At 41.3% G+C, this 24,635-nt stretch carries 25 protein-coding genes and 2 tRNA genes; 16 read left to right on the top strand and 11 right to left on the bottom strand.

Annotation, left to right across the window (positions count from 1 at the left end; translation table 11 throughout):
- Window positions 1-18: 18 nt before the first annotated feature.
- Window positions 19-366, bottom strand: coding sequence for a hypothetical protein (locus PDL71_RS09620; RefSeq protein WP_407520364.1), 348 nt, complete (start codon window positions 364-366; stop codon window positions 19-21).
- A 53-nt stretch (window positions 367-419) separates the two neighbouring features.
- Between PDL71_RS09620 and PDL71_RS09615 the strand changes: the two genes are divergently transcribed.
- The 5 genes from PDL71_RS09615 (at window position 420) to PDL71_RS09595 (ending at window position 8,489) form a co-directional block, all read left to right on the top strand.
- Entirely contained in the window at window positions 420-980 is a 561-nt protein-coding gene (locus tag PDL71_RS09615; RefSeq protein ID WP_407520362.1) for a 2'-5' RNA ligase family protein, read from the top strand.
- Window positions 981-1,242: 262 nt separating this feature from the next.
- Entirely contained in the window at window positions 1,243-3,135 is a 1,893-nt protein-coding gene (locus PDL71_RS09610; protein WP_407520360.1) for a CocE/NonD family hydrolase, read from the top strand.
- A gap of 131 nt (window positions 3,136-3,266) precedes the next feature.
- The gene (locus PDL71_RS09605; RefSeq protein ID WP_407520358.1) at window positions 3,267-5,657 is read left to right on the top strand and encodes a beta-N-acetylhexosaminidase; all 2,391 of its coding nucleotides are present in this window, start codon (window positions 3,267-3,269) and stop codon (window positions 5,655-5,657) included.
- 405 nt (window positions 5,658-6,062) lie between these two features.
- Entirely contained in the window at window positions 6,063-7,988 is a 1,926-nt protein-coding gene (gene nagB, locus PDL71_RS09600) for a glucosamine-6-phosphate deaminase (RefSeq protein ID WP_407520356.1), read from the top strand.
- A 132-nt stretch (window positions 7,989-8,120) separates the two neighbouring features.
- Complete coding sequence (locus PDL71_RS09595) at window positions 8,121-8,489, top strand: thioredoxin family protein (RefSeq protein ID WP_407520354.1); 369 nt, start codon at window positions 8,121-8,123, stop codon at window positions 8,487-8,489.
- A 414-nt stretch (window positions 8,490-8,903) separates the two neighbouring features.
- On the opposite strand, the gene PDL71_RS09590 is transcribed toward PDL71_RS09595, so the two are convergent.
- The 3 genes from PDL71_RS09590 to PDL71_RS09580 all read right to left on the bottom strand — a co-directional run bounded on the left by PDL71_RS09590 (window position 8,904) and on the right by PDL71_RS09580 (window position 10,903).
- Window positions 8,904-9,209, bottom strand: coding sequence for a GIY-YIG nuclease family protein (locus PDL71_RS09590; RefSeq protein WP_407520351.1), 306 nt, complete (start codon window positions 9,207-9,209; stop codon window positions 8,904-8,906).
- Window positions 9,191-9,264 (bottom strand) — tRNA-Arg (locus tag PDL71_RS09585). The genes PDL71_RS09590 and PDL71_RS09585 overlap by 19 nt, the downstream gene beginning before the upstream one ends.
- 64 nt (window positions 9,265-9,328) lie before the next feature.
- On the bottom strand, window positions 9,329-10,903 hold the full coding sequence (locus tag PDL71_RS09580) for an amidohydrolase family protein (protein ID WP_407520349.1): 1,575 nt from the start codon (window positions 10,901-10,903) through the stop codon (window positions 9,329-9,331).
- Window positions 10,904-10,950: 47 nt separating this feature from the next.
- On the opposite strand from PDL71_RS09580, the gene PDL71_RS09575 reads away from it, so the two are divergent.
- Window positions 10,951-11,424, top strand: a complete 474-nt coding sequence (locus PDL71_RS09575; protein WP_407520347.1) for a 23S rRNA (pseudouridine(1915)-N(3))-methyltransferase RlmH — start codon at window positions 10,951-10,953, stop codon at window positions 11,422-11,424.
- A gap of 66 nt (window positions 11,425-11,490) precedes the next feature.
- Window positions 11,491-12,108 (top strand): rhomboid family intramembrane serine protease, encoded by a 618-nt coding sequence (locus PDL71_RS09570; protein WP_407520345.1) that lies wholly within the window; start codon window positions 11,491-11,493, stop codon window positions 12,106-12,108.
- Here the strand turns inward: PDL71_RS09570 and tilS are convergent.
- The 4 genes from tilS to PDL71_RS09550 all read right to left on the bottom strand — a co-directional run bounded on the left by tilS (window position 12,082) and on the right by PDL71_RS09550 (window position 14,555).
- Window positions 12,082-13,467: a tRNA lysidine(34) synthetase TilS gene (gene tilS / locus PDL71_RS09565; RefSeq protein WP_407520343.1), complete on the bottom strand. Its 1,386-nt coding sequence runs from the start codon at window positions 13,465-13,467 to the stop codon at window positions 12,082-12,084. The genes PDL71_RS09570 and tilS overlap by 27 nt on opposite strands.
- Complete coding sequence (locus PDL71_RS09560; protein WP_407520341.1) at window positions 13,467-13,766, bottom strand: HigA family addiction module antitoxin; 300 nt, start codon at window positions 13,764-13,766, stop codon at window positions 13,467-13,469. The genes tilS and PDL71_RS09560 overlap by 1 nt, the downstream gene beginning before the upstream one ends.
- Window positions 13,766-14,077, bottom strand: coding sequence for a type II toxin-antitoxin system RelE/ParE family toxin (locus tag PDL71_RS09555; protein ID WP_407520339.1), 312 nt, complete (start codon window positions 14,075-14,077; stop codon window positions 13,766-13,768). Before PDL71_RS09555 ends, PDL71_RS09560 begins: the two co-directional genes overlap by 1 nt.
- 193 nt (window positions 14,078-14,270) lie before the next feature.
- The gene (locus tag PDL71_RS09550) at window positions 14,271-14,555 is read right to left on the bottom strand and encodes a tetratricopeptide repeat protein (protein ID WP_407520337.1); all 285 of its coding nucleotides are present in this window, start codon (window positions 14,553-14,555) and stop codon (window positions 14,271-14,273) included.
- Between the two features lie 133 nt (window positions 14,556-14,688).
- Between PDL71_RS09550 and PDL71_RS09545 the strand changes: the two genes are divergently transcribed.
- The 6 genes from PDL71_RS09545 to PDL71_RS09520 all read left to right on the top strand — a co-directional run bounded on the left by PDL71_RS09545 (window position 14,689) and on the right by PDL71_RS09520 (window position 19,428).
- Complete coding sequence (locus PDL71_RS09545) at window positions 14,689-15,432, top strand: electron transfer flavoprotein subunit beta/FixA family protein (protein WP_407520335.1); 744 nt, start codon at window positions 14,689-14,691, stop codon at window positions 15,430-15,432.
- Between the two features lie 52 nt (window positions 15,433-15,484).
- Window positions 15,485-15,859 carry a four helix bundle protein gene (locus tag PDL71_RS09540; RefSeq protein WP_407520333.1) on the top strand — a complete coding sequence of 125 codons (375 nt, stop codon included), beginning with the start codon at window positions 15,485-15,487 and terminating at the stop codon, window positions 15,857-15,859.
- A gap of 16 nt (window positions 15,860-15,875) precedes the next feature.
- Window positions 15,876-16,841: an electron transfer flavoprotein subunit alpha/FixB family protein gene (locus PDL71_RS09535; protein WP_407520331.1), complete on the top strand. Its 966-nt coding sequence runs from the start codon at window positions 15,876-15,878 to the stop codon at window positions 16,839-16,841.
- 255 nt (window positions 16,842-17,096) lie between these two features.
- Entirely contained in the window at window positions 17,097-17,678 is a 582-nt protein-coding gene (locus PDL71_RS09530) for a bifunctional nuclease family protein (protein WP_407520329.1), read from the top strand.
- Between the two features lie 93 nt (window positions 17,679-17,771).
- A complete protein-coding gene (ispE, locus tag PDL71_RS09525) occupies window positions 17,772-18,680 on the top strand; it encodes a 4-(cytidine 5'-diphospho)-2-C-methyl-D-erythritol kinase (protein WP_407520327.1) in 909 nt (302 codons plus the stop codon).
- A 10-nt stretch (window positions 18,681-18,690) separates the two neighbouring features.
- Window positions 18,691-19,428, top strand: a complete 738-nt coding sequence (locus tag PDL71_RS09520) for a DUF2971 domain-containing protein (protein ID WP_407520325.1) — start codon at window positions 18,691-18,693, stop codon at window positions 19,426-19,428.
- Here the strand turns inward: PDL71_RS09520 and PDL71_RS09515 are convergent, their stop codons facing one another.
- Window positions 19,429-19,914 (bottom strand): VOC family protein, encoded by a 486-nt coding sequence (locus tag PDL71_RS09515; RefSeq protein WP_407520323.1) that lies wholly within the window; start codon window positions 19,912-19,914, stop codon window positions 19,429-19,431.
- Window positions 19,915-20,177: 263 nt separating this feature from the next.
- Here PDL71_RS09515 and rocD point away from each other — a divergent pair, with 263 nt between their 5' ends.
- From rocD to PDL71_RS09500, 3 genes are all read left to right on the top strand, one after another.
- Window positions 20,178-21,413, top strand: a complete 1,236-nt coding sequence (gene rocD / locus PDL71_RS09510; RefSeq protein ID WP_407520321.1) for an ornithine--oxo-acid transaminase — start codon at window positions 20,178-20,180, stop codon at window positions 21,411-21,413.
- 157 nt (window positions 21,414-21,570) lie between these two features.
- Window positions 21,571-22,134, top strand: coding sequence for a VIT1/CCC1 transporter family protein (locus PDL71_RS09505; RefSeq protein WP_407520319.1), 564 nt, complete (start codon window positions 21,571-21,573; stop codon window positions 22,132-22,134).
- A gap of 71 nt (window positions 22,135-22,205) precedes the next feature.
- Window positions 22,206-23,858: a glutamine--tRNA ligase/YqeY domain fusion protein gene (locus tag PDL71_RS09500; RefSeq protein ID WP_407520317.1), complete on the top strand. Its 1,653-nt coding sequence runs from the start codon at window positions 22,206-22,208 to the stop codon at window positions 23,856-23,858.
- Window positions 23,859-23,896: 38 nt separating this feature from the next.
- On the opposite strand, the gene PDL71_RS09495 is transcribed toward PDL71_RS09500, so the two are convergent.
- Together PDL71_RS09495 and PDL71_RS09490 are read right to left on the bottom strand one after the other, a co-directional pair.
- The gene (locus tag PDL71_RS09495; protein ID WP_407520315.1) at window positions 23,897-24,295 is read right to left on the bottom strand and encodes a hypothetical protein; all 399 of its coding nucleotides are present in this window, start codon (window positions 24,293-24,295) and stop codon (window positions 23,897-23,899) included.
- Between the two features lie 264 nt (window positions 24,296-24,559).
- Window positions 24,560-24,630: transfer RNA gene (locus PDL71_RS09490), tRNA-Cys, on the bottom strand.
- Window positions 24,631-24,635: the final 5 nt, after the last annotated feature.

Genomic DNA, 24,635 nt, shown 5'->3' with positions numbered 1-24,635 from the left:
CTCATAGTGGCCAGACACTTATTTCTTTAATGCCATCCAGGTCCACACAGCACCCAGCAAATCAACAACACCAAACACAAGGAGCATTGGTGAAACAAATTGGAGTAATACAAACACTGCAAACGAAAGAAACACAAAAATCCGGGCTACTACTGTTAAAGGCAGCATCGCTGTTATATTTTTACTGCCAGCCTGGTGGTAATAAAAACCAATGGCCAGCACTAATACTCCCACTACACGAATCCACACCTCTTCCGTTACCGGCATTTGAAAAGTAGACAATAAAAAATTGGGTACAACAAGCAAGGTAATGCCTGTGAGGTAGAGATAAAATCCAAAATACAAAACGGTTTTTGCGGCTGTCATATTGATTGATTTTGGGTGAAAGAATGAGATAAGGTAGTAACTTCATTGGCAGCATGCAAACAAAAGAACTCAATAATATCCACAGGATGTATTATGTGGCGGTGGTTTGTCCACCGGAAATTGATGAAAAAGTATTGCAATACAAACATTGGATGCGGCAAAGGTTTGGATGCAAAGCTGCTTTAAAATCACCCGCTCATTTAACCTTGATTGCTCCTTTCTGGCTGGAAGAAGAACTGGAACAGACTTTAAAAGAAACAACAAAACAGTTTCAAACAGAATTGTTACCCTTTGAAATAAGGCTGAACAATTTTGATCATTTCAGCAACAGAGTCCTGTTTGTGCATACAGAAGCCAATGAATCATTAGCCCGATTGCAGTTTGAAACAACTGAACATTTTCAACAGCAATTTCCTGCCGCTGTTAAAACAGACAACCGTCCTTTTCACCCGCATGTCACCATTGCCAACCGGGATATGAGTCCATCGGCTTTTTTAAAAGCATGGGAACATTTCTCTAAGGAAGATTATGCAGCATCGTTTATAGCGGATCAAATTTCATTGCTGAAATTACAGGAGGGCAAATGGCATGTGATTGAGGAGAAAAAATTTTAAAAATTTCATTGAAAGGTGTCTGACGCCTACAGCGTACTGACACCGATTCCGAAACTTAAAGTGCCTCGGTGTCAGGACATCGCAGATGTCAGACACCTTTAGCGGAGTACTGAATTGAAAATGATCAGTAAAGAATCGATAGTACAAGAGTGCGACGCAACGGCAGACTCATAGCAGCATTCCACCCTGTTACACACAAATTTGATAAATGGCGTGAGCCATTCTTTTGATTTCAATATCTTTCAACTCTAAACCATATGTCATGAGAAAGCTTGTCTTTATTTTTTTCCTCTTTTCCCTTATTCCAACCCTGCATGCGCAAACAGCCAACCCGCTGGATTCGGCATGGATCAGGGACAACTACATTAAGAAAGAAATCATGGTGCCGATGCGAGATGGCACTAAACTGTTTACTTCTGTTTATATGCCGAAAGATAACAGCGAAGCACATCCCATTTTGATGAACCGTACACCCTACAGTTGTGCCCCTTATGGTGAAAATAATTACCGTGCTTTCTGGGACAGTCATTGGCGTTATTACATGCGCCGCAATTACATCATCGTCATCCAGGATGTACGTGGCCGCTGGATGAGTGAAGGTGAGTTTGAAGATGTACGACCTTTCAACCCCAATAAAAAAGACAAAGAATTTGATGAAGCCAGTGATACTTACGATGCCATTGATTGGCTGGTAAAGAATCTTCCAAGCAACAATAAGAAAGTAGGCATCTTCGGTATATCCTATCCCGGTTTTTATTCTACCATTGCTGCCTGCAGTAATCATCCGTCACTCGTAGCCGTTAGTCCGCAGGCTCCGGTTACCGATTGGTTCATGGGTGATGATTTTCATCACAATGGCGCTTTCTTCCAGATGGATGGTTTCAGTTTTTATTCATCCTTTGGTAAACCAAGACCCAAGCCTACTTCAGTTGGTTCGCCGGGTTTTCAGTTCCCAACAAGAGATGCGTATAAATTTTACCTGGAAGCAGGAAGCACCAAAGAACTGGCACGTTTAATTGGCGACAGTATTAAGTTCTGGCATGAAATGTACAAACATCCCAACTATGATGATTGGTGGAAGGCCCGTAACATCCGCAACTTTGTAAACAACATCCCCAGTCATACAGCTACGTTAGTGGTGGGCGGATTGTTTGATGCGGAAGATTGTTTTGGTGCATGGCGAACTTATGAAGCGATAGAAAAGAAAGCGAAGAATAATAATCGTATTGTGATGGGTCCCTGGTATCATGGTCAGTGGAGCCGTGGTGATGGCAGCCAGTTGGGCAATGTGAAATTTGGCAGCAATACTTCTGCACATTATCAGAATGAAATTGAAATGCCTTTCTTCATGCATCACCTGGAAGGCAAGGCCAATATTGATGATTTAGCAGAGGCAACGATCTTCTTTACCGGTGAAAACAAATGGCGCAATTTCAATCAATGGCCTGCTGCCAATGTGCAAATGACGCCCATGTACCTGCAGAACAATGGCAAACTCAGCTGGAGCAAACCTGCAGAAGCAAAAAGTTTCTCAGAATATGTAAGCGATCCAATGAAACCCGTTCCATATACGGAAGATGTACATTTTAACCGCACCATTGCTTACATGACCGATGATCAGCGTTTTGCCAACCGCAGAACCGATGTATTGAGTTTTCAAACTGATGTATTAACAGAAGATGTAACATTAGCAGGAACAGTGATTGCAGATTTGCTCACCAGCATTTCAACCACTGATGCTGATTTTGTGGTGAAGGTGATTGATGTGTTCCCGAGTGATTTCCGTTATCCCGGTGAAAGTATGCAGCAAGGCAGACAGGGTGTAAGCTCCTATCCTATGGGTGATTATCAAATGCTGGTACGTGGCGAAGTAATGCGTGGTCGTTTCCGCAACAGTTTTGAAAACCCGACAGCGTTTAAACCCAATGCTGTTGAAAGAGTGAAGTTTGAATTACCGGATGTGGCACATACCTTCAAAAAAGGTCACCGTATCATGATCCAGATCCAGAGCAGCTGGTTTCCATTAGTTGACAGAAACCCACAGCAGTTCATCAATATTTATGAAGCGGATGCAAAGGATTATATCAAGAGCAAAATTCAGATTTGGCATGATGGGAAGAATGCATCGAATATTGTACTGCCGGTGTTGAAGTAAGACATCAACCGCAGAGAATTGAGAAAAAGAGAAAAACGCAGAGGAAAGCCTCTGCGTTTTTCTTTGCGCTCTCTTTTCTCTGCGGTTAGAAAAGATTCTGGTTGTACATTTAGACATCTAAAAAAAATGTTATGAGATTGCTTTTATTGCTTACTACTTTATTGAGTTTTGCTTTTCTAAATGCGCAGGAAATAAATATCATTCCAAAGCCCCGGCTCGTAGAAATAAAGCAAGGAAATTTTTTAATCACACCAACAACTGTGATTGTATTGGGTGATGGTAGTGAAAAAGAATCGGCATCATTTTTTAATCAACATTTGAGAACTTATTATGGGTTTCAACTTAAGATAGTTAAAACATCAACAAAGAATTTCATTCGCTTTTCAACTAAGAAATTTATTCAACCGGGAACAGAGGGGAAATATGATTTGAATGTAAACATCAGCAGCATTGAAATTTCAGGCGATACGTACAGCGGAACATTTAATGGAATGCAAACGTTGCTTCAATTATTGCCAACAGCAAATTTTAATTCTTCTTTGAGAATTTATAAATTATCCATTCCTCAATTATCCATTCAAGACGAACCTCGTTTCCAATACCGTGGTATGCACTTAGATATCGGACGTCATTATCAACCCATTGCTTTTATTAAACGGTATATTGATTTCCTTGCCTATCACAAACTCAACAAATTTCATTGGCATTTAACAGAAGACCAGGGCTGGCGGATTGAGATCAAACAATATCCGGAACTCACTACAGTAGGCAGCAAACGAAACGGAACCATCATCGGTCGTTATCCCGGCAAAGGAAATGACAACAAACCGCATGAAGGTTATTATACACAGGCGCAAATCAAAGAAGTAGTGCAGTATGCCAAAGAACGTTTTGTGGAAGTGATCCCTGAAATTGAAATGCCGGGTCACAGCAGTGCGGCAATTGCAGCTTATCCATGGCTCAGTTGTTTCCCGGAGAAACCAACGGCCATTCCTGCCAACATGATTTCAGCAAAAAGTATTGAAGAACAAAAGAACGGCCGTATTAAATTAGTGCAGGAAACATGGGGTGTGTTTGATGATGTGTTTTGTGCAGGCAATGACTCTGTGTTTGCGTTTTTACAAAACGTGATTGATGAAGTAATAGCACTCTTCCCCTCCAAATACTTTCATATTGGTGGTGATGAATGTCCTAAAACACATTGGAAGCAATGCCCAAGGTGTCAGCAACGCATGAAAGATCTGGGGTTGAAAGATGAGCATGAGCTACAAAGCTGGTTTGTACAACGCATAGAAAAATATTTAAACAGTAAAGGCAAAACACTCATTGGCTGGGATGAAATTTTGGAAGGCGGTTTGGCACCCAACGCAATTGTAATGAGTTGGCGTGGTGAGGCGGGCGGTATTGAAGCAGCCAAACAAAAGCACCAGGTGATCATGACACCGGGCAAACCTGTGTATTTTGATCATACACAAAGCAAGAATGAAGATTCTGTTACTATTGGTGGTTACAATCCTGTTGAAGCCGTGTATGCGTATGATCCTGTGCCCAAAGAATTAAATGAAGAAGAAGGAAAGTATGTATTAGGTGCACAGGCCAATGTGTGGACGGAATACATGAACAATACGAAGAAGATTGAATACATGATTTTTCCCCGCATGGCAGCCTTGAGTGAAGTGTTGTGGAGTACAAAAGAAAACAAGAGCTGGGAAGATTTTGAAAAGCGATTACCGGTGCATATGAAGCAGTATGAAATGATGGGATTGAATTATAGTAAAGCGTATTATGATTTAGAAGGGAAAGTCTCAGCTGAATCATCAAAAATAATATGGAGTATAAAAAGTAAGGTTCAGGGAACTGAGGTAATCGTCAGGAAAATGAACTCTGAATCAGACAGCATATTGGGTTACTTACCATACTATACTAGCACTATTAATTCATTTGAAATTCCCCAAAGCGGAAAGTACGTCGCACTACTTACAAAATCTCACCCTACACAAAAAAAATCATTAATTATTGGAACACCAATTTTTCAAACTTTCACCTTCTCCAAATCCACCGGCCAAAAAATCACCCTTACTAATCCACCTTCCAATTCCTACCCCGGCGATGGTGCGTTTACATTAGTAAATGGTATCATCAATGAAAAAGGCAGGGAACGGGCGCATGAGATTCTTGGTTTTAGCGGCACCGATTGTGAAGCAGTGATCGATTTGGGCAAAGAAGATACCATCAGCAATGTAACAGCTCATATCTTTTCACAACCCAGCTCCTGGATATGGCCTCCTTCTTCTTTTACGGTACAAACAAGTGCGGATGGAATCAACTTCAATGCCATTGTAGATGTGGGCCCACCAGTACTGAATGAAAATAAAGTGCAGCTCAACTTTGCTGTACAAATAACACGCTTTGTAAAAGTGTTCATCAAAAACAAAGGCATTATACCGGAAGGTCATCCCGGTGCGGGTAATAAAGCGTGGTTGTTTGTGAGTGAGGTGCAGGTGAACTCACCTCACCCTTAATCCCTCTCCAAAGGAGAGGGAAAATCCAGGCACAACCTACGCTTATCGGAGTGTTTGATTAATATTAAACAGGTTGATATGTGTTGATTATTGATTCAATGCAGATTCCGAAGTATCGGAACAAGTAGTTGTAGAACAAAAAGATTGTAAGCGTGATGCAGTACCGCTCCTTCGCCTTTGGAGAAGGATATGGAGGATGAGGTATCATTGGAAAACGGAACGATGAACACATTCACTTCGTTCAGTGCAGGCTGTGCTTCGCAAATTCGACCCCTCGCTTGCACATCAGCCCACTCCAATAAATGTATTCCTCCTTTACTCTTTTTCTCTTTTAACCTCTTAGTCCCCTTTCTTAATTTTTTTAAAAACCCACAACGTTTATCTTTGCCACTCAACTTCAACATTATGCCTTTAACCAAATCCCACGACTTGCTCGATTCGTTTGAAAAGATTCCCACCAAAATATATCCGTCTGCAAAAGATGGTTCAAAATATGTGGCGCAGCAAATAGCACAGCTCATTCGTGAAAAACAAGCTACAAATGAAAAATGTGTGCTGGGTCTGGCCACCGGTTCAACCCCTAAAAGTTTGTATGCAGAACTGGTGCGGCTGCATAAAGAAGAAGGTTTGAGTTTTAAAAATGTAACCACCTTTAACCTGGATGAATACTATCCTATTTCTAAAGAAGCAATCCAGAGTTATCATCGTTTCATGAGAACTCAGCTGTTTGATCATGTGGATATTGATCAATCCCGTTGTCATATTCCGGATGGCACCGTTGCCAAAGAGCACATGAAAGAACATTGTGCGGCGTATGAACAACGCATTAAAGAAGAAGGCGGTATTGATCTGCAAATACTGGGCATAGGCATCAATGGCCATATTGGTTTTAATGAACCCGGTTCCAGCATCTATACCAAAACACGTTTAACAACACTTACCAATACAACACGCTTAGCTAATGCGTATGAATTTGCCAACATCAGCCAGGTGCCCCGTTTAGCGGTAACCATGGGCATCAGCACCATTTTAAAAGCCAAGAGAATTATCCTCATGGCATGGGGCCCCAGCAAAGCTCCCGTGATCCAGCAATCAGTAGAAGGAGATGATACAGAGCATGTACCCGCTTCTGTACTTCAGAATCATGATGATGTAACTTTTGTGGTGGATGAAATGGCAGCGGCTGAGCTTACCCGTTATAAAAGTCCATGGCTTACAGGTGAGTGTGAGTGGACACCCAAGATGATCAAAAAAGCGGTGGTGGGCATGGCGTTGAAATTGAACAAACCGGTGTTGAGCTTAACCAACAATGATTACAATGAATATGGTCTGAGTGATTTGCTGGTAGAGAAAGGTGATGCCTATGAAATTAATTTACAGGTGTACTACATGCTGCGTGACAGCATCACCGGCTGGCCCGGTGGTAAGCCCAATGCAGTGATTCCCGCACATCCGGAACGCAGCAACCCCTATCCCAAAAAAGTGATTCTCTTTTCACCACATCCTGATGATGATATTATTTCCATGGGCGGCACCTTTCAACGTTTGCACGACCAGGGACATGAAGTACATGTGGCGTATCAAACCAGCGGTAACATTGCGGTAACAGATGAGTTTGTAACCCGCTTTATGGATTTTGCGGTGGGCTTTGAAGATATGTTTGGCATGGATGCCACCAAGTCAAAAGAAATTCTGCAACAGGCAAGAGGTTACCTGCAGCACAAAAAAGCAGATGAAGTTGATACCCCTGAAATACGTGCCGTAAAAGGTTTGATCCGTCGTTGCGAAGCGGCTGCCACCTGCCGTTATGTAGGATTAAAAGAAGGACAATGGCATTTCCAGAATCTTCCGTTTTATGAAACAGGAACCATTGAGAAAAAACCAATGGGTGAAGAAGATATCAGAATCACCATGGAGCTGCTGCGTAAAATTCAACCGCAACAGGTGTATTGCGCCGGTGATTTTGCTGATCCGCATGGTACACATATCGTTTGTTTCAACGTGGTGCTGGAATCACTCAAACGCATTAAAGCAGCAGGTGATGCATGGATTAATGATTGCTGGTTGTGGTTGTACAAAGGCGCCTGGCAGGAATGGGCAATGGAAGAAATTGAAATGGCCATTCCTATGAGTCCGGAGCAGGTGATGAAAAAACGCTTTGGTATTTTCATTCATCAATCGCAAAAAGATATGGTGCCCTTCCAGGGAAGCGACAGCCGTGAGTTCTGGCAGCGTGCTGAAGAACGCAATGCAGAAACAGCTGATTTGTATGGTAAGCTGGGCTTAACACAGTATGCTGCCATGGAAGCATTTGTGCGTTGGCATTATTAAAAAAGATATACCTATAAAAAAGTCAAACTGAAAACAACCAGTTTGACTTTTTTATTACTGCTGTTTCATGTAACCTTCATCACATTTCGCCTGCCGCTTTACTCCTAACTTTACTTTCTAAAATAATAAATCATGGCCACCATCAAACTCACTACTGAAGAGTTTATTGATAAAATATTTGACTACCGCACCGAAAAAGTATGGAATTACAAAGGCAGCAAACCTGCCATTATTGATTTTTATGCTGACTGGTGTGGCCCCTGTAAAATGGTAGCACCGGCGTTAGAACAATTATCAGAAGAATATGCAGGCAGGATTGCTATTTATAAAGTAGATACGGATAAAGAAATGGAAGTATCGGCTGTGTTCGGTATTCAAAGTATTCCTTCGTTTTTGTTTATACCTATGGAAGGTTTACCCTCTATGGAGCCGGGAGCTTTTCCTAAACATGTGTTCAAACAAATTATTGAAGAGCATCTGCTAAATCCGTCATCTGAATAATATGGAACAATTCTTTATAAAAAACTCCATCTTTCGAGATGGAGTTTTTGTTTAAAACCCGCATTTAAAGAACCACAATTCATTATTAACCCAACCGTTCAATTTGTTTACTGTCGCTACAAAAAAGACACTTGGCCTTTCGTGTTGGAGAAAGAACTGATTCCGGAAGAGATACAGCCCGAGGCCAAGAGTACACTGGCCAGAAGGATGATGAGTAGCTTTTTCATATCCTTTCGTTTGGAAGCAAATTATGCCAACTTCAAACAGGGAAACAATGACATTGATCAACCTGAGCTTCTTTCAATATCAGTTGAATGAATTCTAAAATAAAAAAGGCCATCTTTTGAAAGATGACCTTTCGTGACTCCGTCAGGATTCAAACCTGAAACCTCCCCGACCCTATGTCGGGGTGCTCTATTCAGTGGAGCTTACAAGCTCTTCAATTTTCCTTCTGCTTTTCCAACTTTTGATTTCTCTTTCTCTTTGTGTTGCTTCCTGCTTTGTTTGATGACTTTCTGAAAAAACAATTTTCCAATCTTTAACCTTAGATGTAAAACCACTGTGAGAACCTAAATGCTTTTGTAAACGATCGTGAACTGATTGCGAAGTAAACCCTACATAATATCGACCGAGTATTGCAGAATAAAGTATGTAAACAGTATACATAAAATTAAAAAGGCCGGTAAAAATACCAGCCTTCGTGACTCCGTCAGGATTCAAACCTGAAACCTTCTGATCCGTAGTCAGATGCTCTATTCAGTTGAGCTACGGAGCCATTCCCGTTTAAGGGACGGCAAAGATAAGGGTTGGAGGTTTTTCACCCAAAACTCTGCAGAAATTTATTCCATTCCCGGCTGTTTTAATTTCCAACCTGTCTTGCTTTTTCCTTCATCTACCATCCGTTTTACATCAGCCAGTAATTTTTTTGAATCATAAATAATCCCGTCTTTAATCGTGTACTTCACACCTCCCGCCCTGATGATTTTTCCATCGGGCATCAGACGGATAGCTCCCGTACCATACAACAACTGGAGGTTTTCCAAAGGATTTACATCAATCACCACAAAATCAGCCAGCTTTCCTACTTCAATGGTGCCCAGGTCTTTTTCAACACCCAAGGCCTGTGCTGCGTATAAGGTGGCAGAACGGATTACTTCAAGCGGATGAAATCCTGCTTCTCTCAGTAGTTCCAGTTCCCGTATATAGCCAAAACCATAAAGCTGGTAAATAAATCCGTTATCGCTACCGGCCGTTACCCGACCGCCACGATTTTTATATTCGTTTACAAACGTCATCCATAAACGATAGTTTTCTTTCCAGGCCACTTCCTGCTCTGTACCCCAACTGTGCCAGTAGCTGCCATGACTTACCATACTTGGTTCATAAAATTTCCATAAGCTGGGTAAGGTATAATCTTCATGCCACTCTGCCCGGCGGGCACGCATCAAATCACGGTTGGCATCATAAATATTAAACGTAGGATCAATGGTAAAATCAAGTGCCAGTAATTCGTTCATTACTTTATTCCAATGATCACTGTAAGGCGCTGCTGCCTGTTTCCATAATTTGCCGGCCTCTTCAAAACGATGCTGCTCGTTACTGTAATTGTAAGTGAGCGGGTAGTTTTGAATGGTTCTGTCAGTAAACAAAGCCTCAGACAAACCATACCAATGCTCCATACTGGTTAATCCGCTGCGGGCAGAGTTCACTACATTCCACCTGGCCACATCCATTTGTGCATGATGACAGGCACTCCGCAAGCCCAGCTTTTTATTTTCACGCAGGGCGGCATCCATAATTTCAGGAGCGGCACCAAAGAACTTAATACCATCAGCCCCGTTCTTTGCATTTTGCCGAACCCATTCAACAGCCTGTTCCGGTGTGGCAATCGGTTGCTTGCTCCCCTGCCCGAAAGCCGTATAAGCAAACAATCTCGGAGCAGTGATTTTATTTTCAGCACTTAACCGTTTTTCTTCCAACACCCAATCCAAACCGTTACCACAGGATGGATCACGAACCGTGGTAATGCCATGTGCCATCCATAATTTAAAAACATATTCAGCATAAGCACCCTGTCCTGTTCCACCAATATGCCCGTGCATATCAATAAAACCGGGCATGATGTAATGACCGGTAAGATCCATTTCTCTTCCGCCTTCTTTTAATTTAGGTCTTCTTGAATCGTTAATAGGCATACCACTGCCCACACCGGCAATTTGCACAATGCGGTTTCCTTCCACCACAATATCCATCGGACCTGTGGGCGGTGCACCCGTACCATTAATCATAGTAACTCCCCGTAAAATCAGTTGTGTGTAAGGGCCTGCACCTTCTTTTTTAAGCGGAGCCTTGGCAACTTGTGCAGATGCATTAAGATTCAACAGCAAGACAATTGCTAAATAAATTTTTCTCATGTGTAGTTGGTTGTTCCGAAATTTACAACTTATCCTAACATATTGAAATGAAAATTCAATTCTGGAGTGTTGGTAAAAATCATGAGCCCTATGTAAAAGCGGGTGTGGAAGAATTTACGAAACGCATCTCTAATTATTTTCCTGTGGAGTGGACCATCATTCCCCTGCCTAAAAACAGCGGCATGCTGAGTGAAGCTGATTTAAAAAAGAAAGAGGGAGAATTGATTTTAAACTGGCTGCAAAAAGATGATTATTTAATTGCGTTGGATGAAAGAGGTAAACAATTGAATAGTGAAGGGCTTGCTGAATTTATTATGAAACGAACCAATGAAAGCAGAAAGAACCTCGTGTTTTTAATTGGCGGCGCCTATGGTATTGATGAAGCCGTACTGAATCGTGCCGATTTTAAATGGAGTTTATCCCAACTGGTTTTTCCGCACCAACTGGTACGACTGATACTGGCCGAACAGGTGTACAGAGCCTGTACCATTTTACGGAATGAAAAATACCATCACAGTTAAACCAGGAAAGATTACTGAAATACGGAGTATTGAGCATTTGTAATTAGCTTTGAACAAACCAATCACATGGAGTTTACACTTACGCTTACCATCATTATTATTACCTGCATTATTTCGTTCACGGCATTTAACAACGAAAAAGTGATCAATGACCTGATCTTCTGGCCGCCCATGGTGAAGAACAAAAACCAGTATTACAGGTTTATTACCTCAGGATTTATACATGCAGATATCGGCCACCTGGCCTTTAATATGATTACACTTTATTTCTTTGGCCGGGTAATGGAAGCATTTTACATTGCCAAAATCGGAAAAATTGGTTTTGTATTGTTTTATATAGCCGGCATCATCATCAGTGAAATACCTTCTTACTTTAAACATAGAGATGTTTATCACTACAGGAGTCTTGGAGCCAGCGGTGCCGTAACGGCCGTTTTGTTTTCGTTTATACTGTTATCTCCATGGTCCACCTTGTATGTATTTTTTCTTCCCTTACCTGCAATTGTATTTGCAGTGATTTACCTCGTATACACTGCGTATATGAATAAACGTGGCGGTGATTATATTAATCACAGTGCCCATTTGTGGGGAGCCATCTGGGGCATTGCGTTTACAGCACTCATGGAGCCGAGAGTAATTCCGCATTTTATTGAACAATTACTCAAACCCAGTTTCAATTTGTAAGATGGTTTGAGTAGCTGGCAAAAGTTTAAAACGTTCATCAATACGCATGCCCACTACCCAGATGATCTTTTTATTACTTTCCAGCACCCACACATTTTCCTTTTGCGTTTTAGATAGTTTCTGATCAATAAAAAAACGGGCCAGCTTTTTTTTCTTTTTCATACCCAAGGGATAAAAATAATCTCCCTGCTTCCACCTGCGGAGCAGTAATGGAAATTCAATCTTTGATGCGTCCAGCACAGCAATGTTAGGAGCGTTTGGAATGGATGCCTGTGAATTGGTTAATGTCTTCACCTGAATATTTCCAATTCCCAACTCCCAATGACCCACTCCTTCAATTGCAAAATGCTGAGCACTGCTGTCAGCCGATGGTGCAATTAGGAGCCAATGACGGTGTTTGATGATGCGGTAATAAAAAGCAGGTGAGTCGATGAATTTTCCTGACTCAGCATTACAAAGTTTCAATACTTCATCAATCTGCTTTTCTGCAAAACCATATTCTTTGATGATCTCATAGATTAAGGCCCTGTTATTGTATTGCAGCAATTGCTTTATTGGAATATGAACCTCTGCACCCTTGTGCCTGCAAAGCTTTTTGATGATGAGTTGTGTGGAGATCTTATACAACTGCTCAATTTCTTTAAAGCGGTTGATATTGTCTTGCAGATTATCCTTTACCTGTGGATACACCTTTTCTACCTGCGGAAGAATTTCATTTCTGAAAAAGTTGCGGGTGTATTTGGATGATTGATTGGAAGCATCTTCCCGCCACTGCAGGTTGTTTTCCTGTGCATAAGCGATCAGCTCCTCTTTTGTAAATTGCAGCAACGGACGTTTAATGTGTCCATAGCTCATTGGAATTCCTGTTAACCCGTGCAAACCTGTGCCACGGAAAAAATTCATGAGCAGGGTTTCGTTATTGTCATCGGCATGGTGGGCGGTAAGAAGGTGAATGGGTACGCCTCCGTCTGACGCCCCCGTCTGACGGGAATGATTATTGACAATTGACAATTCACTATTCACTAATTCTTCAAACCATTCATACCGCAACACTCTTGCTGCTTCCTGGATGGAAAGCTTCTGATCAAAGGCAAAAGCAACTGTATCAAATTTCTTTACATGAACTGTAACATTGTATTTTTTTCCGAGGGATTGTACAAACAGCTCATCTGCATCACTCTCTTCTTTACGTAATTGAAAGTTGCAATGTGCAATAGAAAATGAATAGCCTGACTTCGCACATAAATCCACCAGCACCACACTATCCACACCTCCGCTTACTGCCAGAATAAGTTGCTGATCATTTGTAAAAAGATGATTACGGTAAATATATTGTTCAAATTGTTGAAGCAGGCTCATTATGCTACTTTCATTTGCTTCTTGGCAAGTTTTAAATCATAATCCATTTGCAGACGCATCCAGAAACCGGCACTGATGCCCAATTGCTGCTCCAACTTTACAGCAATTACAGCAGAAATATGACGTTTCCCCTTTATCAATTCGTTTAAATGCGGGGGACGCATCTGTACCGCTTCTGCAAATGCTTTTTGGGAAATATTTCTTGCTGCAAGTTCTTCACCCAATACCAAACCCGGATGAAAAAGAACATCTGAAACAATTTCTTTACTTGATTTATTTAAAACTTTATAGATTCCCATTATTTGTAATGATTTGATAAGTCTTCAATAAAAATGATCTCAGAAAGTTGAATTTTATTCTTTTCAATAGTGAATTCTAACCTGTATTTCAAATCCACTCGTATGGAATACAATCCTTTTTTATCACCTTTTAGTGCTTCAAAATTTAAACTACGCAATGCTCTTAATTCTGTTGTGTTCTCTGCGTTTTTGAGAATGTCAACTTTAATTCTGAATTTTTCAACAACCTCTTTATTATAACGAAGTTTACCTGTTACGGGAAGCCCTTCATATAACTTTTCGAGATTTGAATTGTTGAAATAAACTTCCATTCAATATAAGATTCCCAAATTTAGGTAATTTTTAGAAAACAGCAATTCATATTCGATTGTATATAGAGGGAAAATATAAAAAGACTCTTAGCGGATCGGTAGTTTGTAAAATAGAATTAAGAGAGCTGAAGTGTGCGACGCAACAACAGCTCAATAGCAGCACTCCACCCCGTAACCAAAAACTACAAACTTTTTAAAACGTCAACTCTTCCCAGGCACTTCTTAATTCTCCAAATGCATGCTGGTCTCCTTTTTCTTTCGCCATGTGCATTCCTTTTTCATAAACGGCGATGGCTTCCTGTTCCTTTCCGTTCCGCTCCAGCAGTTTGGCCAAATGATAATAACTGCCCACATAACCCGGCTCCCGCTCCAGCAATTGCTCAAAGAGGTTTTGTGCTGCCGCATCGTCACCCAGCTTTATGTATTCCAATGCAAGTGCATGGTTCAGGAAGCTGTCTGTCGGGTTCGCCTTCAACATCTCTTGTATCTTGTTAATTCGCTCCAAGTTTTAAAAATTATTAATTACTAATTATCAATTATTAATTCTCTCACCCTATCTTTGTATAGTTGCATAAACAACTAATTTCATCACATCTATAAACTTCGCTTGCATGAAGATTCTTGTTTGTATCAGTAAAACGCCGGACACCACGGCAAAAATAGCCTTCACAGATAACAACACAAAGTTTGCACAGGATGGTGTTCAATGGATTATCAACCCGTACGATGAATGGTATGCGCTTGTGCGTGCTATTGAACTGAAAGAAAAAGATGCTTCCACTGTTATTCACCTTGTAACGGTAGGTGGTGCTGATACAGAACCCATCATCCGTAAGGCACTGGCGTTGGGTGGTGATGAAGCCATTCGTGTGAATATTGACAGCAGCGACAGTTTTACCATTGCTTCACAAATTGCTGAAGTGGCCAAAAGTGGCTGCTATGATTTGATCTTCACCGGTAAAGAAACCATTGATTACAACGGGTCATCCATCGGCGGTATGGTGGCAGAATTGCTGGATATGCCATATGTATCACTGGCTACAAAATTTGATCTCAACGGAACAACAGCAACCATCAACCGTGAAATTGAAGGTGGCGAAGAAACCTGCGAAGTAAATCTTCCGGTAGTAGTGAGCTGTCAAAAAGGAATGGCGGAGCAACGCATTCCTAACATGAAAGGTATTATGGGTGCACGTACCAAGCCTTTGAAAGTGCTGGAACCCGCAGCTGTTGATGCTTTAACATCTGTTGCGTCTTTTGAATTACCTCCTGCCAAAGCAGGCGTAAAGTTGGTGGATGCAGAGAATGTAGGCGAACTGGTACGTTTACTGCACGAAGAAGCCAAAGTGTTTTAGTAATGGATAATTGGTTAATGGATAAATCATAATTCACCATAAATCAAACATCATGAAAGAAAACATCTTGAAAATTAAAAGTTTTGATTTTGCAGTTCGCATTGTAAAACTTTACAAGTTTCTTAAAAAAGAACACAACGAGTTTATTCTTTCACAGCAAATCGTAAGAAGTGGTACGGCAATCGGAGCTTTAATACGGGAGGCTGAGCATGGTGAGAGTATGAAAGATTTTATCCATAAACTGAATATCGGTTTAAAAGAAGCAAATGAATCAAAATACTGGCTTGATTTACTGGTTGCAACAGAATTCATTACCAAAAGAATGTACGACTCGATCAATAAAGACTGTGAAGAACTTTTAAAACTACTTACCGCCAGTGTAAAGACTTCTAAGTCCCGCATAAAATATTTATCAACTATCAATTAAAAAATTATCAATTACCATGAGCGTTTTAATCTTCATAGACTCTGCCGATGGTCATGTAAAAAAATCTTCTTTTGAAGCATTAACCTATGGTGCACAGTTAGCCAAACAATTAGGCACAAGTGCAGAAGGCGTATTGCTTGGGAATGTAAGTGACGATATAGCTGCATTAGGTAAATATGGTGTGAGCAAAATTCATCATGCTGCCAATGACACGTTCAATCATGTAGATGCACAACTTTATACAAAAGTTATTGCTGAAGCTGCTGCAGCAACCAATGCAACAGTGATTGTTATATCAAACAATCTCACAGGAAAAGCAGTTGCTCCACGCTTAAGTGCAAGAATGAAAGCAGGTTTGGTAAGCGGCGCCGTTGGATTACCTGATACAACGAATGGTTTTGTTGTTCGCAAAGGTGTTTTCAGCGGAAAAGCATTTGCCAACATCAGTGTGAATACGGCCACAAAAATCCTTGCTATCAGTCCTAATTCATTTTCAACCATCGCCGGCGAAGGAACAGCAGAAGTAGTTGCGTTCAACCCTACAGTGGATACACCCAAGGTAAAAGTAACAGCTACTAATAAAGTAACCGGACAAGTGCCTTTGAGCGAAGCAGAATTAGTTGTAAGTGGCGGCCGTGGTTTAAAAGGACCTGAAAACTGGGGCATGGTGGAAGAACTGGCCGGATTGCTGGGTGCAGCAACAGCCTGTAGCCGTGCGGTGGCCGATGCACACTGGCGTCCGCATCATGAGCATGTGGGACAAACCGGTGGAGCTATTGCACCTAATCTATATGTTGCCATTGGCATCAGTGGTGCCATTCAGCACCTGGCGGGCGTGAACAGAAGTAAAGTAATTGTAGTGATTAATAAAGACCCCGAAGCTCCTTTCTTTAAAGCAGCTGACTACGGTATCGTAGGCGATGCATTTGAAGTAGTACCTAAAATGATTCAGGAAGTGAAGAAGTTGAAGGGAGTAGCTTGAGCCTAAATAACGAATAAAAATCCGGGGCAGTCAACAAAAGCCGGAACATCAACAGGTGTTCCGGCTTTTTGCTATACCTCCGCTTCGCTTCGGTGCCGCTTCAATCCGGCTGCCCTTCATCATTTTTACTACTATCATCAGCCAGGCTATTGAACCATCTTCAACTATAAAATTCTTTGTGCCTTTTCACCCTGGTGCTAAAAACATCTTCCATTCTTTTATTCAAACCAAAGCCCTTAAATTTGCCCGAAGGTTATGAAAAAGATAGAATTGGAAATCATTGCACTTTCTCACAGCATCACCCAAACACACAGTTATGCCGTAGTATTGGGCGAGGTAAATGGCCTTCGCCGTCTGCCCATTGTGATCGGTGGTTTTGAAGCTCAGGCAATTGCTGTGGCTTTAGAGCGTATGCAACCCAGTCGCCCCCTTACCCATGACCTTATGAAGAATTTCATGCTGGCATTTAATGTAGAGTTGCATGAAATTGTGATCAACGATCTGCAGGAAGGTATCTTCTACTCCAAACTGCTCTGCTCCACAGATAATGATACGGTGGAAATTGACAGTCGCACCAGCGATGCACTGGCCCTTGCTGTACGTTTCGGTTGCCCCATTTATACGTATGAGCACATCCTGGAAAGTGCCGGTATTATGATGGAAGATGAAGAGAAGAAAAAAGAAGAAGTACCTGTTACCGCCGGCAGTGATGAAAAAGGCGATTTAAAAAGCATGAGCTTAGATGAATTGCAAACCCTGCTCAACGAAGTACTGGAGCAGGAAGATTATATCCGTGCCATCGCCATCCGTGATGAAATCAGCAACCGGAAAAAGTAATGGATAATTGGTCAATGAAGAATTGATAATTCGTTTACTCAGGTAACTTTCCCAAAAAATTATCCGCTATCAATTATACAATTATCAATTTTTATGATTGTCTTTCCCAACTGTAAAATCAACCTCGGCTTACAGATTCTCAACAAACGGGAAGACGGCTACCATAACCTTGCCACCATTTTTTATCCCATCGGCTGGAAAGATATTGTGGAAGTGGTGCGGAGAGACGACGGACGACAGACTACGGACGAGAGCAAGACCCTGAGCGAAGTCGAAGGATCTGATCATCCCGAGCGGAGTCGAAGGATTGAAGGAAGTAATGATAACAACATTCATTTTTCTTCATCCGGATTAGAAGTAGCAGGCGATCCTCAAAACAATCTCTGCATAAAAGCTTACCAGCTACTAAAAAAAGATTTCCCTTCGCTCCCACCCGTACACATGCATTTGCACAAAACCATTCCCATGGGTGCAGGGCTTGGCGGAGGCAGTGCTGATGGTGCTTTTACTTTAAAATTGCTGAATGAAAAATTTCAACTGGGATTATCAACACAACAGTTGATAAATTATGCCTTACAGCTGGGCAGTGATTGCCCGTTCTTTATACTCAATAAACCTGTTTATGCAACCGGTAGAGGTGAGATAATGGAGCCCGTTAATCTGGATTTAAGTGCTTATCAATTTGTAATCGTAAACCCGGGCATTCATGTGAATACAGGTTGGGCCTTTGCACAGTTGGAGTTGAAGAATGCACCAAGACCGGATTTAAGAACCATTGTTCAACAACCCATCCACACCTGGAAAGAAGAATTGATCAATGATTTTGAAGCACCCGTTTGCAAAGCCCATCCTGAAACTGCTGCTATTAAACAACAGCTTTATGATGCCGGTGCTTTGTATGCAAGTATGACGGGAAGTGGAAGTACGGTGTTTGGAATGTTTGAGAAAGGACAGCAAGATTTAAGTAAATTCTTCAATAGTAAGTTTACTAAAGTCATTTAATAGTATTCCAATGATTCTATATAAATACCATAAGGCAAATAATTATTTACTAGAGTTAATTAAAAGAAACTCAGTATGGTGCTCAAACCCCTATGATTTTAACGACCCCTTCGACATGAGGTTTTTAATTGACTTTAAAGAAATTTATAATGACCTAAAACTTGAAGCTGAAAAAGAATTAAAAACTAAGTATCCCACATTCAGTCACTTGATTCCAAATGCAATTCAGCAAATTACAAACGAGCAATTAAATACAGCTGTATTCGAATGGAACGAAAAAGTTATTTCGGAAATAAAAGGATTTGGTATTTGTAGCTTTTCAAAAAAAGAAAATAATCTACTTATATGGTCACATTATACAGACAAGTATAATGGTGTTTGTTTAAAATTTGATTTTACAAATAAAAATGATATCCCATTTACACCTTTGGAAGTAAAATACACTGACGAATACCCTACTATAAGACCAACTGATAAACCAAATGAAAGTTTCTGTATTACAAAATCATCTGACTGGAAGTATGAAGAAGAATTCAGAATTATAACACCTAAACCAGGATACCTCGCATTTAATCAAAATTGTCTAAAAGAAATTATATTTGGCTTTAAAGTTACACATGCTTACATAAAAGACGTTATTAAAACTGTGGAAATTTGTGGATATCAAAACATAAAATTTAAAACTGTACAAATAAATAATGAAAAATACCAATTAGATTATTTGCCCTTGAAAATGCAATTATTATAATCACTTCGCCTCTTTCAACAACCCCTCCACATCCAATCGTTCCGTCACCATCATCAAATTACCTTCTTCATCTATCGGCCATTGTTCTTTTGGTTTGTCCCAATACAATTCAACTCCGTTTCTATCAGGATCATTTAAATAAATCGCTTCACTTACACCGTGATCGCTGGCACCGGTTAATGGATAATTGGCCTCCATCAATCGTTTTAAAATCACCGCTAAATCTTTTCTTGTTGTATATAAAATAGCAGTGTGGTACAAACCGGCTGTATTCACGGGAGCCGGCCCTGCATTTTTACTGTGCCAGGTATTTAATCCTATATGATGATGATAACCTCCTGCAGAAAGAAATACAGCACTGTCACCATAATACTGCATTACTTCAAAACCCAACAAGTCTCTGTAAAATTGTAAGGAGCGTTCCAGGTTACTCACTTTTAAATGTACATGGCCGATGCGGGTTTGAGGGGGAATGGTGTAACTCATGAACTAAATTTTTATGTAGTATGATTCTCAGGTCTGACGGCTTGCAGCCGTACCGACCTATGTTCGCTCTCATTTTGCCATCTCAAATTAAGAAACTATTTTTGCCCTGATGAAAATTGGCGTTCACTTTCTCCACTTCAATTTAGATTTCCTCAACCACCGAGGATAAGACGACGCCCCTATCCCCTAAAGGGGGACATACAAACAGTTTTACTGTTTTCAAAATTCTCCTTTTTTCATTATTCAATTATCAATTAACTACTATGCATTCAACTATTGCAGTATCTGCCAATACACAATCTTTCATTGATCGTGAAGAACAATTCGGCGCCCACAATTATCATCCCTTACCCGTTGTACTCAAAAGAGGCGAAGGCGTTTTTATGTGGGATGTGGACGATAAATGCTATTATGATTTCCTCAGCGGTTACTCCGCCGTAAACCAGGGACATTGTCATCCCAAAATTGTAAAGGCGTTAATTGAACAGGCGCAGCAATTGACGTTAACCTCACGTGCTTTTCATAACAACCTCCTGGGCGAATATGAAGAATACATCACCCGTTATTTCGGTTATGATAAAGTATTGCCCATGAATACCGGTGTGGAAGCTGTGGAAACGGCCATCAAGCTGGCACGCCGCTGGGGTTACACGGTGAAAGGCATTGAAGAAAACAAAGCAATGATTATTGTATGTGCCCATAATTTTCATGGTCGCACCAGCACAGTGATTTCATTTAGTACAGACCCAAGCTCTTATACAAAGTTCGGACCTTACATGCCCGGCTTCAAAGTAATTCCTTACAATGACCTGGAAGCTTTGCAGGAAGCTTTGGAAGATAAAAATGTATGCGGCTTTTTAGTAGAGCCCATCCAGGGTGAAGCAGGTGTGGTGGTGCCGGATGAAGGTTATCTCACTACCGCCAAACAATATTGCGAAGCAGCAAATGTACTTTTCATTGGTGATGAAATACAAACAGGTTTATGCCGTACCGGTAAAATGCTGGCCTGTGATCATGAAAACGTACGTCCTGATATTCTCATTCTTGGTAAAGCATTAAGCGGTGGTACCATTCCGGTAAGTGCAGTATTGGCTGATGATGAAATTATGATGACTATTAAACCCGGTGAACATGGAAGTACCTATGGAGGCAATCCCTTGGCATGTGCTGTTGCCATGGCATCCTTACAGGTGTTGAAAGATGAAAACATGGCGGAGAATGCAGAACGGCTGGGCAAACTGTTGAGAGATGAATTGAAAGCTTTGAATTCGCCCTATATCAGTTTAGTGCGTGGTAAAGGTTTATTAAATGCGATCGTAATTAAGCATAGCAATCCGGAAGCTGCCTGGGATTTATGTATGGAGATGAAAGAAAACGGTTTGCTGGCTAAACCTACGCATGGTGATAAGATCCGCCTGGCACCTCCATTAGTGATTACTGAAGAACAGATTCATGAATGCGTAAGCATCATTGAAAAAAGTTTGAAGGTGCTGGGATGATTTTCACGCAAAGGAGCAAAACAACTATCAAGAAGAATAGAGAGTCTCAAAATTCCTTTGCGCCTTGGTTTCTTTGCGGCTCTGCCTGCCCGAATGGTTCAGGCGGGCGTGAAATGTATTTTATTCCATTTTTCATAAAAGCGCATTTCTTTGCACCGTGCAATCAAAGAACATTATCTCCTCACTCATCATTGGTTTAATTGATGGTATCCGCAGCCCATTGATACTGGCAGCCACCATGACGTTCATTAAAATATCGCAGGAGTGGTTTCAATGGGTGTTTGCAATTTATTTACCGGTAAGTGCCCTCATCCTCGGGCTTGGTCATTGGTTGACATTAAAAAGCGAAAACAAATCAGCTACCGGCGAAGCCTTACAAAAAGAAAGAGAAATTTATCAAAACATCGGGTTGCCTGTACAGGATGAAGATCATCCGCAACGTCAACCGGAATACATTACAGATACTATCAATCCTTCAATAAGAGTAGCCTTATTTTATCTCGTCGGCGGCATCCTTGTGTTTCTTCCTTTTTTGTTTACAGCACCGTTGGAAAAAGCATTACTCATTGCGTTGCTCATCAGTGTGCCGGTATTAACCATTTGCTCTTTCGTAAAAGCCCGGTTTTATAAGGTGGCCGCAGGCATGGAAATAGTGAGAACTACCCTGCTCCCCTTTTTGGCCATCGGGTTGATTTATGGCATGTTGCAATTGTTCCAATAAGTTCTGTAACGGTGCATCCCTGCTTGAAACCCACGCCGAACCCTTAAATTTGCAGCCAATTCATCAACACCATGAGCGAAGAGAAAAGCCTGAATTTTATTGAAGAAATTATTGAAGCGGATTTAAAGAGCGGCAAGCATCAATCCATCCTCACCCGTTTCCCACCGGAGCCCAATGGTTATTTGCATATCGGTCACAGTAAAAGCATTTGCTTAAACTTTGGTTTGGCTATCAAGTATGGCGGTAAAACCAATCTTCGTTTTGATGATACCAACCCTGTTACTGAAGACACAGAATATGTAGAAAGCATCAAAGATGATATCCGCTGGCTGGGTTTTGAGTGGGCCAATGAATTCTATGCATCCGATTACTTTGAACAGTTATATGAATTTGCAGTGAAGCTGATCAAAAAAGGCCTGGCTTATGTAGATGACAGTACGAGTGAAGAGATCGCCAAACAAAAAGGAACACCCACCACTCCGGGTGTTCGTAACCAATATGCAGAAAGAAGCGTGGAAGAAAACCTGCAGCTCTTTGCAGATATGCGTGCAGGCAAGTATAAAGATGGTGAAAAGGTAGTGAGGGCAAAGATTGATATGACCAGTCCCAACATGCACATGCGTGACCCCATCATCTACCGCATCAAGCATGCGCATCATCACCGCACGGGAGATGCCTGGTGCATTTACCCCATGTATGATTTTGCACACGGACAAAGTGATTCGATTGAACAGATCACCCACAGTATTTGCACACTGGAGTTTATTCCGCATCGTCCTTTGTACGACTGGTGTATTGAAAAACTGGAAATCTTTCCATCCAAACAATATGAGTTTGCCCGTTTGAATCTCAATTACACTGTAATGAGCAAACGCAAACTCTTACAACTGGTGAATGAAAAACATGTGAGTGGCTGGGATGATCCACGTATGCCCACTATCAGTGGCTTGCGGAGAAGAGGTTATACACCGGAAAGCATCCGTGATTTTGCAGAGCGTGTAGGCGTTGCCAAGAGAGATAATTTAATTGAGTTCAGTTTGCTGGAGTTTTGTGTACGGGAACATCTTAACAAAATTGCCTTGCGACGTTTGGTGGTGTTCAATCCTATCAAAGTGGTCATTACCAATTACCCTGTAGGTCAAACCGAGCAGTTAAGTACAGAAAATAATCCTGAAGATGTGAATGGTGGCCTTCGTAACCTTCCTTTCAGCAGAGAAATTCTGATTGAGGCGGATGACTTCATGGAAAATCCGCCTAAGAAATATTTCCGTTTATCGCCCGGTGGAAAAGTGCGTTTGAAGAGTGCCTACATCATTCAATGCGATGAAGTAGTGAAGAATGATGATGGAAGCATTAAGGAATTGCATTGCTCCTACATTCCTGAAAGCAAAAGCGGAAGCGATACCAGCGGCATCAAAGTACAGGGCACTTTGCATTGGGTAAATGCTGCAGATGCAATAGAAGTGGAAGTAAGAGAATATGACCGTTTGTTCCGTGTAGAAAACCCGGCCAGCGAAGAAGGTGATTTTAAAGACTATATCAACCCGGATAGTTTGACTGTTGTAAAAGGTTATGCTGAGCCTTCGATAAAAGATGCAAGACCAGCAGACCGATTCCAGTTTTTACGGAAAGGATACTATTGCCTGGATAAAGACAGCTCTGCAGATAAATTCATTTTCAACAGGACCGTTACATTGAAAGACGGATGGAGTAAAGGCAAATAAATTTTGAGAAAAGCATTTATAAAGTTCCGGGCTGTTTGTTACAACCTGGAACTTTTTACTTTCATATCCGGAAGTACTGTCATCACCAATACAATAAAAGCGGCTGCCACATAAATATAAAGCCAGAAAAATCGATCAGGACATTCCCCGTTACGGCAGGTAGAAAGCAGAAACAGGTTACGTAATGCCCACGCAAAATTGATAGCGCCTAAAAAAGGATTAATGCGTTTGGCCCAGATCACAGGCAATAAAAAACAAAGAGTAATCGGCACCATTAGATAGCTGTTCATCAAAGCCGGTTTACCAAATACAGTTTTAGTTGCAGCCCCAAAGCCCGTTACTTCAGTCTGAATACTGGGGATATAAATCCATGGCATAAACGCAACGGCCAGCATGATGGCGCCGGCGAGGATTCCAATATAATTTGAGTACTTCATTGTTCAATAGAATTAAGAACGTACAAGAGTGCGACGCAAAAAAAGTTTAATAGCAGCACAACAGCATGCAACACCCAAAAAATATTAAAGGATTACTGTGTAATCCTTTAATTGGAGGTCCCGATCCCGCCTCAAAGCGGGATGTAGGAGCTTTTGCAGAACTCTGCCTATCTGCCTAAACATCGGCGGACACAGGACTCCCAAATTTCATTTCAAATAACTGCATAAAAAAAGCGAAGATGCTATCAACGCTTTTATTTTTTGAGGTCCCGAGCGGATTCGAACCGCTGTAGGAGCTTTTGCAGAGCTCTGCCTAGCCACTCGGCCACAGGACCGTTAC

It is taken from the genome of Lacibacter sp. MH-610, from assembly GCF_045780045.1.
Lineage (GTDB): Bacteria > Bacteroidota > Bacteroidia > Chitinophagales > Chitinophagaceae > Lacibacter.
The sequence above is the reverse complement of the archived record's forward strand: the minus strand, read 5'-3'. Positions and strand labels throughout refer to the sequence as shown.

Coding starts and splice junctions, on each gene's coding strand:
- PDL71_RS09620 (WP_407520364.1), bottom strand. CDS start 366: ATGACAGCCGCAAAAACCGTTTTGTATTTTGGATTTTATCTCTACCTC.
- PDL71_RS09615 (WP_407520362.1), top strand. CDS start 420: ATGCAAACAAAAGAACTCAATAATATCCACAGGATGTATTATGTGGCG.
- PDL71_RS09610 (WP_407520360.1), top strand. CDS start 1,243: ATGAGAAAGCTTGTCTTTATTTTTTTCCTCTTTTCCCTTATTCCAACC.
- PDL71_RS09605 (WP_407520358.1), top strand. CDS start 3,267: ATGAGATTGCTTTTATTGCTTACTACTTTATTGAGTTTTGCTTTTCTA.
- nagB (WP_407520356.1), top strand. CDS start 6,063: ATGCCTTTAACCAAATCCCACGACTTGCTCGATTCGTTTGAAAAGATT.
- PDL71_RS09595 (WP_407520354.1), top strand. CDS start 8,121: ATGGCCACCATCAAACTCACTACTGAAGAGTTTATTGATAAAATATTT.
- PDL71_RS09580 (WP_407520349.1), bottom strand. CDS start 10,903: ATGAGAAAAATTTATTTAGCAATTGTCTTGCTGTTGAATCTTAATGCA.
- PDL71_RS09575 (WP_407520347.1), top strand. CDS start 10,951: ATGAAAATTCAATTCTGGAGTGTTGGTAAAAATCATGAGCCCTATGTA.
- PDL71_RS09570 (WP_407520345.1), top strand. CDS start 11,491: ATGGAGTTTACACTTACGCTTACCATCATTATTATTACCTGCATTATT.
- tilS (WP_407520343.1), bottom strand. CDS start 13,467: ATGAGCCTGCTTCAACAATTTGAACAATATATTTACCGTAATCATCTT.
- PDL71_RS09560 (WP_407520341.1), bottom strand. CDS start 13,766: ATGGGAATCTATAAAGTTTTAAATAAATCAAGTAAAGAAATTGTTTCA.
- PDL71_RS09555 (WP_407520339.1), bottom strand. CDS start 14,077: ATGGAAGTTTATTTCAACAATTCAAATCTCGAAAAGTTATATGAAGGG.
- PDL71_RS09550 (WP_407520337.1), bottom strand. CDS start 14,555: ATGTTGAAGGCGAACCCGACAGACAGCTTCCTGAACCATGCACTTGCA.
- PDL71_RS09545 (WP_407520335.1), top strand. CDS start 14,689: ATGAAGATTCTTGTTTGTATCAGTAAAACGCCGGACACCACGGCAAAA.
- PDL71_RS09540 (WP_407520333.1), top strand. CDS start 15,485: ATGAAAGAAAACATCTTGAAAATTAAAAGTTTTGATTTTGCAGTTCGC.
- PDL71_RS09535 (WP_407520331.1), top strand. CDS start 15,876: ATGAGCGTTTTAATCTTCATAGACTCTGCCGATGGTCATGTAAAAAAA.
- PDL71_RS09530 (WP_407520329.1), top strand. CDS start 17,097: ATGAAAAAGATAGAATTGGAAATCATTGCACTTTCTCACAGCATCACC.
- ispE (WP_407520327.1), top strand. CDS start 17,772: ATGATTGTCTTTCCCAACTGTAAAATCAACCTCGGCTTACAGATTCTC.
- PDL71_RS09520 (WP_407520325.1), top strand. CDS start 18,691: ATGATTCTATATAAATACCATAAGGCAAATAATTATTTACTAGAGTTA.
- PDL71_RS09515 (WP_407520323.1), bottom strand. CDS start 19,914: ATGAGTTACACCATTCCCCCTCAAACCCGCATCGGCCATGTACATTTA.
- rocD (WP_407520321.1), top strand. CDS start 20,178: ATGCATTCAACTATTGCAGTATCTGCCAATACACAATCTTTCATTGAT.
- PDL71_RS09500 (WP_407520317.1), top strand. CDS start 22,206: ATGAGCGAAGAGAAAAGCCTGAATTTTATTGAAGAAATTATTGAAGCG.
- PDL71_RS09495 (WP_407520315.1), bottom strand. CDS start 24,295: ATGAAGTACTCAAATTATATTGGAATCCTCGCCGGCGCCATCATGCTG.